The 7,214-nt window shown below is 52.9% G+C and carries 6 protein-coding genes; all 6 read left to right on the forward strand.

From position 1 onward, the window contains the following. The first annotated feature begins 41 nt into the window (after window positions 1-41). The 6 genes from KO087_RS08015 (at window position 42) to KO087_RS08040 (ending at window position 6,807) form a co-directional block, all read left to right on the forward strand. The gene (locus tag KO087_RS08015) at window positions 42-1,418 is read left to right on the forward strand and encodes a CCA tRNA nucleotidyltransferase (protein WP_215508744.1); all 1,377 of its coding nucleotides are present in this window, start codon (window positions 42-44) and stop codon (window positions 1,416-1,418) included. Then, window positions 1,415-2,761 carry a phosphoglucosamine mutase gene (gene glmM, locus KO087_RS08020; RefSeq protein WP_215508745.1) on the forward strand — a complete coding sequence of 449 codons (1,347 nt, stop codon included), beginning with the start codon at window positions 1,415-1,417 and terminating at the stop codon, window positions 2,759-2,761. Before KO087_RS08015 ends, glmM begins: the two co-directional genes overlap by 4 nt. Beyond that, the gene (locus tag KO087_RS08025; RefSeq protein ID WP_215508746.1) at window positions 2,758-3,600 is read left to right on the forward strand and encodes a DegV family protein; all 843 of its coding nucleotides are present in this window, start codon (window positions 2,758-2,760) and stop codon (window positions 3,598-3,600) included. The genes glmM and KO087_RS08025 overlap by 4 nt, the downstream gene beginning before the upstream one ends. 69 nt (window positions 3,601-3,669) lie before the next feature. Beyond that, window positions 3,670-4,863 carry an elongation factor Tu gene (gene tuf / locus KO087_RS08030; protein WP_215508747.1) on the forward strand — a complete coding sequence of 398 codons (1,194 nt, stop codon included), beginning with the start codon at window positions 3,670-3,672 and terminating at the stop codon, window positions 4,861-4,863. 547 nt (window positions 4,864-5,410) lie between these two features. Further along, entirely contained in the window at window positions 5,411-6,448 is a 1,038-nt protein-coding gene (locus tag KO087_RS08035) for an LCP family protein (RefSeq protein ID WP_215508748.1), read from the forward strand. 89 nt (window positions 6,449-6,537) lie between these two features. Further along, the gene (locus KO087_RS08040; protein WP_215508749.1) at window positions 6,538-6,807 is read left to right on the forward strand and encodes a GNAT family N-acetyltransferase; all 270 of its coding nucleotides are present in this window, start codon (window positions 6,538-6,540) and stop codon (window positions 6,805-6,807) included. Window positions 6,808-7,214: the final 407 nt, after the last annotated feature.

Raw genomic sequence — 7,214 nt, forward strand, 5'->3', positions numbered from 1 at the left:
CGGGAAAGACAAAAAACAGCGGGAAGTGTTATAATGACTCTATGAAATTACCTCAAGCCATCGAAGCCATCATTTGCCGCTTTCGCGAAAAATCCGTGCCCGTCTACGTTGTCGGCGGCGCCGTGAGAGACAGCCTCATGGGCATCACGCCCCACGACTACGACCTCACCACCCCGGCCAAGCCGGATGAGATCCTCGCCATCATGGAGGGGAAAAAGACCTTCCGGGAAGGCGAAAAATTCGGCACCATCGCCGTTTTAACCGACATCGGCCCCGTGGAGATCACCACCTTTCGCATCGACGGCACCTACACCGACAATCGCAAGCCCGACGCCGTTACCTTTACGGCGGATCTGAAAGAAGATCTGGCGAGGCGAGATTTCACCGTAAACGCCATGGCCTACAGCCCGGAGACGGGCCTCGTGGATCCCTTCGGCGGCCGGGAGGATCTGAAAAACAAAATACTCCGCGCCGTCGGCGACCCTGCCCGGCGCTTTTCGGAAGATGCCCTCAGAATCCTTCGCGCCTTTCGATTTATGGGCCAGCTGAACATGGCCCCCGATCCCGCCCTTCTTGCGGCGGCGAAAGAAGAAGCCTACCGCATCGAAAGCCTCTCCGCCGAGCGGGTGGCCGATGAGATGAACAAAATTCTTCTTCAAGACGCCCCTTCCCGGGTGCTCTACGCCATGGAAGAAGCCGGCGTGTTGGAAAAAATCTTTCCCGAGCTCGCCCCCACCGTGGGCTACGACCAGCGAAATCCCTACCACGACAAAACCCTGTTCGATCACATCCTTTGCGTGGTGGATCACACACCGAAAACACTGCCTCTGCGCTACGCCGCACTCTTTCACGATGTGAACAAGCCCGACACCTTGACCGTCGACGAGAAGGGCAAAGGCCACTTCTTCGGTCACGACACCATGGGTGCGGAAACGGCGGGGCGCATTCTCGCCCGCTTAAAGAGCCAAAAAGCCCTCGTGCGGGAAGTGGAAGTCCTCATAAGAGAACACATGAAAGTCCACGACACCATGACGGACAAAGCCCTGCGCCGACAAATCAAGCGGGTAGGGGAAGACTACATCCTCGATCTCTACGATCTCATGGCGGCGGACATGGCATGCACCTATGGCGCAAGAGACATTTCCTTTATCCTCGAGCGAAAAGCCCGCATCAAAAAACTCATGGATGAAGGCATCGTCAGCCGAAACACCCTGGCCGTAAGCGGCAGAGACCTCATCGCCATGGGCATGGCCCCCGGCCCCGCCATGGGCCGCCTCTTAAAAGAAATGGAAGACATGGCCCTGGATGATCCCGAAGCAAACGAAAAAAACCGCCTCCTGGCCTACGCTAAAAGGCGGATCGAAGACATAAAAGTAGCACACAACAACGAAGAAAACAACCGGAGGAGACACCCATGAAACTATTTGGAACCGACGGCATCCGCGGCGTCGCAAACGAAGAACTAACACCGGAAATGGCCATGAAACTGGGCCGCATCCTGGCCGAACGCATCCACGCCGCAGGCGTCAAAAACCCCTTTGTCCTCACAGGCAGAGACACGAGGCAATCCGGCACCATGCTCTCCATGGCCATCGCCACAGGCCTTATGGCTGGAGGCGTCGATTGCGTGAACCTATCCGTCATTCCCACCCCCGGCGTCGCCTACCTCACCAGAAAATACGGCGCCGCCATGGGCATCGTCATCTCCGCCTCCCACAACCCCTTCGAATACAACGGCATCAAAATCTTCTCCGGCAAAGGTCTAAAACTCCCCGACGCCGTGGAAGAAGAAATCGAAGCCAAACTCACCGATCCTGATTACTCCCCGGCACCCGTCATCGGAAAAGCCATCGGCCAAAAGAAAAAAGACCTTCCCGGCATCGTCGACTACGAAGATTACCTCGTGAGCCTCGTCGACCGAGACCTTAGCGGTATAAAAATCGCCGTCGATGCAGGCAACGGCGCTTTGAGCAACCTGGCGGAAAAAGTCCTTACACGACTCGGCGCCGAAGTCGTCGCCATAAACACCGCCCCCGACGGCGCCAACATCAACGCCCAATGCGGATCCACCGCCCCCGAAAAAATACAAGCCCTCGTGAAAGACACCGGCGCCCACGTCGGCTTCTCCTTCGACGGCGACGCCGACCGCATCATCGCCGTGGACGAAAAAGGCGATATCCTCGACGGCGACCATATTCTCGCCATCTGCGCCAAAAGCCTAAAAGCCAAAGGTGAGCTCGACGGCAACACCGTCGTCGGCACCGTCATGACCAACATCGGCCTCGACCGCTTCCTGAAAACAGAAGCCATCGCCCTCGTGAAAACCAAAGTCGGCGACCGCTACGTCCTGGAAGAAATGCTGGAAAAAGGCTACGTCCTCGGCGGCGAACAATCCGGCCACATCATCTTCAGCCACTACAACACCACCGGCGACGGCCTGGCCACCGGGCTCCACCTACTGGAAGTCATGGCGGAAAGCAAAAAGCCCATGAGCGAACTCAACGGCCTCATGACCTCCTACCCCCAAGCCCTCGTCAACGCCAAAGTCGCCAACACAAAAAAACACGACTACGAAAACCACGCAGGGATTCAAGAAAAAATCCGCGCCCTGGAAAACAAATTTAAAGACGAAGGCCGCGTCGTCATTCGCCCCTCCGGCACCGAACCCCTCGTTCGCGTCATGATCGAAGGCAAAGACCAAGATCAACTCCAAGCCGAAGCCGAAAACCTCGCCCGCTATATAGAAAAGGTGCTCCAATGAACAAAATAAAAATCATCGCAGACACATCCGCCGACTTCACCGAAGAAGAAGCCCGGGCCATGAACCTCGCCTACGTCCCCTTCACCATCGACGTAGCGGATACCACCTACATCGACGACGACAAGCTGGATCTCGACGCCCTCTACACCGACATGAAAGCCAGCGCCGATCCCGTGCGCACCGGCTGCCCATCCCCCTTCCTCTACAAAGAAGCCATCCTGGCATCCGGTGCCGATGAAATCTTCGTCGTCACCATCACCGCCAAACTCTCCGGCAGCTACAACGCCGCCAAAACCGCCGTAGAAGAAATACAAAAACAACACCCCGAGAAAAAAATCGCCCTCATCGATTCCAAATCCGCCTCCGCAGGCACCGCCAACCTCGTGAGCCTCATCCACAAGCGGGCGGAAGAAGGAAAAGACTTCGACGCCATCGAAAAAGAAGTGAGAGCCTTCGCCGAAGAACAAGCCACCTTCTTCATCCTGGAAACCATGGACAACCTCATCAAAAACGGCCGCATCCCCAAAATGGCGGGAAAAGCCGTCAACGTCCTGAACATGAAACCCATCATGTGCGCAGAAGACGGCGCCATCAGCCTCTTCCAAATCAATCGCGGCTTCAAAAAAAGCCTGGCCAAACTCGCCAAAGAAGTCATCAAAATCAACGCCGAAAGAAGCGTCCAATTCATCACCATCAGCCATTCCCACGCCGAAGAAAAAGCAAAACTCTTTAAAAACTACATTCAAGACGAAATCCACTCAGCCACCATACGCATCGTACAGACCAAAGGACTCTCAAGCGTCTACGCCGATAACGGCGGCATCGTCGTCGCCCTGTAAAATCTTGCAATTTGACAAGATTTGCGGTAACATAGGCTTATATATTGTGCGAAACATAGGAGGACAATTATGGCAAAAGGAAAATTTGAAAGAACCAAACCCCACGTCAACGTCGGCACCATCGGCCACGTCGACCACGGCAAGACCACCCTTACGGCGGCAATCACCCTCGTATTAAACAAACGCTTCGGCTCCGGCGAATTCGTCGACTACGCAAACATCGACAAAGCCCCCGAAGAAAGAGAACGCGGTATTACCATCTCCACGTCCCACGTCGAATACGAAACCGAAAAACGCCACTACGCCCACGTTGACTGCCCCGGCCACGCCGACTACGTCAAAAACATGATCACCGGTGCAGCCCAAATGGACGGCGCCATCCTCGTAGTAAGCGCGGCAGACGGCCCCATGCCCCAAACCCGCGAACACATCCTCTTGGCCCGCCAAGTCGGCGTACCCAAAATCGTCGTCTTCTTAAACAAACAAGACCAAGTCGATGACGAAGAACTCATCGAACTCGTCGAAATGGAAGTACGCGACCTCTTAAGCGAATACGAATTCGACGGCGACAACACCCCCATCACCGTAGGCAGCGCCCTTAAAGCCCTGGAAGATCCCGACGGAGAATGGGGCGACAAAATCGTAGCCCTCATGGACACCGTCGACGAATGGATCGACGATCCCATCCGCGACATCGATCACCCCTTCCTCATGCCCGTTGAAGACATCTTCTCCATCACCGGCCGCGGCACCGTCGCCACCGGTCGTGTAGAACGCGGCACCATCAAAGTCAACGACAACGTCGAAATCGTCGGCTTAACCACCGAAAAAAGAACCGTCGTCGTCACCGGCGTCGAAATGTTCAGAAAACAACTCGACCAAGCCGAAGCAGGCGACAACGTCGGCCTTCTGCTCCGCGGCGTTCAAAGAGACGAAATCGAACGCGGCCAAGTACTGGCAGAACCCGGCAGCATCCATCCCCACACCAAATTCGAAGCCGAAGTCTACGTTCTGAGCAAAGAAGAAGGCGGACGCCACACCCCGTTCTTTAACGGCTACCGTCCCCAATTCTACTTCAGAACCACCGACGTAACCGGCGACATCACCTTAGCCGACGGCGTCGAAATGGTTATGCCCGGCGACAACGCCACCTTCAAAGTCGAACTCATCACCCCCGTCGCCATGGACGAAGGCTTGCGCTTCGCCATCAGAGAAGGCGGCCGCACCGTCGCCTCCGGGGTTGTATCCAAAATTGTCGAATAACAAAAAAACAAATAGCGAAAGGACGTGGAAACACGTCCTTTCTCTATTTAAAAATACATATTTCTCGGCGGGGAACACACCCCTGACTCTTTTTATGGTAACAGTTCATTCTTATGTAAACGGATAGACGAGACAAACGGGTTTATCGATTCATCTTTAAAAATCGATTCCTACATGGCTCTGAGACCAGGGGAAGGGCCTAGGGCGTTGCGATTCGCCCTCTGGCCCTTCCCCTGGACCCCATCCCCCTCCACCCTAACGCTTTTCTAATGTGCGAAGCCCTGCCGGGCTTCGATTTGTATTGGGCTTCTTCGCCGAAAAAAGATTTTGAGTTAGGCGAAGGTGCTTTTTCCCTCCCCCGGAAAGAATCGAGAAGGTATAATTATAGCAAGACAAAAATGGATCGCCATATCCACTATGTGAGTATCTCGGAACAATGAATAGAAACAAATGTGTGAAAGATAAACGTAGAAAAAACTACATCATCTCATATTGCCAAGGCCGATCTGTTTCGGTAAGATAGTAAAAGACTAAAAAGAGGTGTTAAATGAGAGTATTGAAAATCTTAGTGGCGGCGCTATTAATTGCCGTCTTGTCCGGAGCCCTGGCGTTGGGCTACGAGTTGGTCGATCGACCGATCACAAAGAGAAACCACGAGCCGTCGCGGGAAGAGGCGACGAAAAGGATCAACAAATTGGATACCACCAATCCCTTCACCGGCGACGATCCCCTTCACATCCTGCTTTTCGGCATCGACAAGACGGCGACGACGGACATGACGGAAGAAGGCAACCCCACCCGTAGCGACGTAGTCATGCTCGTCACCATCGATCCCGTCACCAAGCGGGCCCAACTTCTTTCGCTGCCCCGCGACACCTACGTCAGCATCAGGGGCCATCAAGGCAAGACCAAGCTCGGTCACGCCTACGCCTATGGCGGAGAAAAGTTGGCGGAAGAAACAGTGGAAGATTTCCTCGACGTGAAAATCGACTATTACGCCACAGTGGATTACAAAGCCGTGGAACGCTTAGTAGATGCCGTAGGCGGCATCGAAGTGGACATTCCCTTCGACTATAGCTACGAAGACACCTATGTGGTGCCCAATCTGCATATCGACTTTAAAAAAGGCAAACAGAAGCTCGACGGCGCCAATGCCGTGCGCTACCTTCGCATACGAAAGATCTACGAAGATCAAGACATCGACCGCATCCAAGTGCAACAGCGCTTTATGATGCAGCTCTTCGATAAATTAAAACGTCCCATGATGATTTTAAAAATCCCCGAGCTCATCGATATCGCCCTGGACAACATCGAAACGAACCTGTCCTACGGACAAATCGCCTATCTCGCGAAAATGGGCCTTGATATGGATAGAGAAAACATTCAAACCGACACCTTAGTCGGCGACAACAAGCGCATCGGAAGCATCGATTACTACATCGTCAATCAAGCCTCGGCGAGAGAACAAGTGCGTCGCTTCACCGAAGGAAAAATCGGCTACTACGAAGAAATCCAAGAACAAAAGAAAGCCAATCAAGAAAAAGCGGAAGCCGAAAACAGCGGCGAATCGACAAACGAATCATAAAACCAACAGAAGTTCTCGCAGCGGCGGGAACTTTTTTTACATAAGGGTATAAAAGAAAAAAGCAACTGAAAACCAGAAAGGAAGATTCCATGGAGATTAAACACACCGACGGCAGATTCTACCTCGGCGATGCGAAAGCACCGGACGGCGTTTTAGACTACCGTTTCATCGATCAAAGCACCGTTGAAGCCTACCACACGGAAACAACTCAGGCTGTGCGAGGCCAAGGCGTGGCCGGCTTGCTCTTCGATGCATTTATTGCTTATGTAGAAGAACACGACCTGAAAGTCCGAGCATCCTGTAGCTATGTAGAGAAGAAAATGGCGGGAGATGACGCCTATTCGCACCGCATGATTTAGCCCATAAGCGGACTTTACAAAAGCCAAAAAGAATAGCCATAATCACTTGACATAGACGGCGGCGAGTTAGTATAATAGCAAGGTCATCAGCTTGATGACGAGGGCACAACGTCAGTCAAAAAAAGATTGAAAAAGTGCTTGACTACAGACTACCGCCATGGTAGACTATACAAGTTGTCGCGCAAGACGCGTCAAAAAACTTTTTACAAAGATTTAAAAAGTGCTTGACAAAAAGTCCTCTGCGGGATATACTAAGTAAGCTGTTTCGTGAGATACAGCACTGAACCAAGTTAATTAAATGGTATAAGAGATTAAACCATAACAATCTATAAGCTTAAAGCGGAACACAGTCAGTGGATCCGAGCTAAGCAAACTCAAAGTTTTTATTGAGAGTTTGATCCTGGCTC

Origin of the sequence: Peptoniphilus rachelemmaiella (assembly GCF_943169845.1) — a bacterium.
In the GTDB taxonomy this organism is placed as follows: Bacteria; Bacillota; Clostridia; order Tissierellales; family Peptoniphilaceae; genus Aedoeadaptatus; species Aedoeadaptatus rachelemmaiella.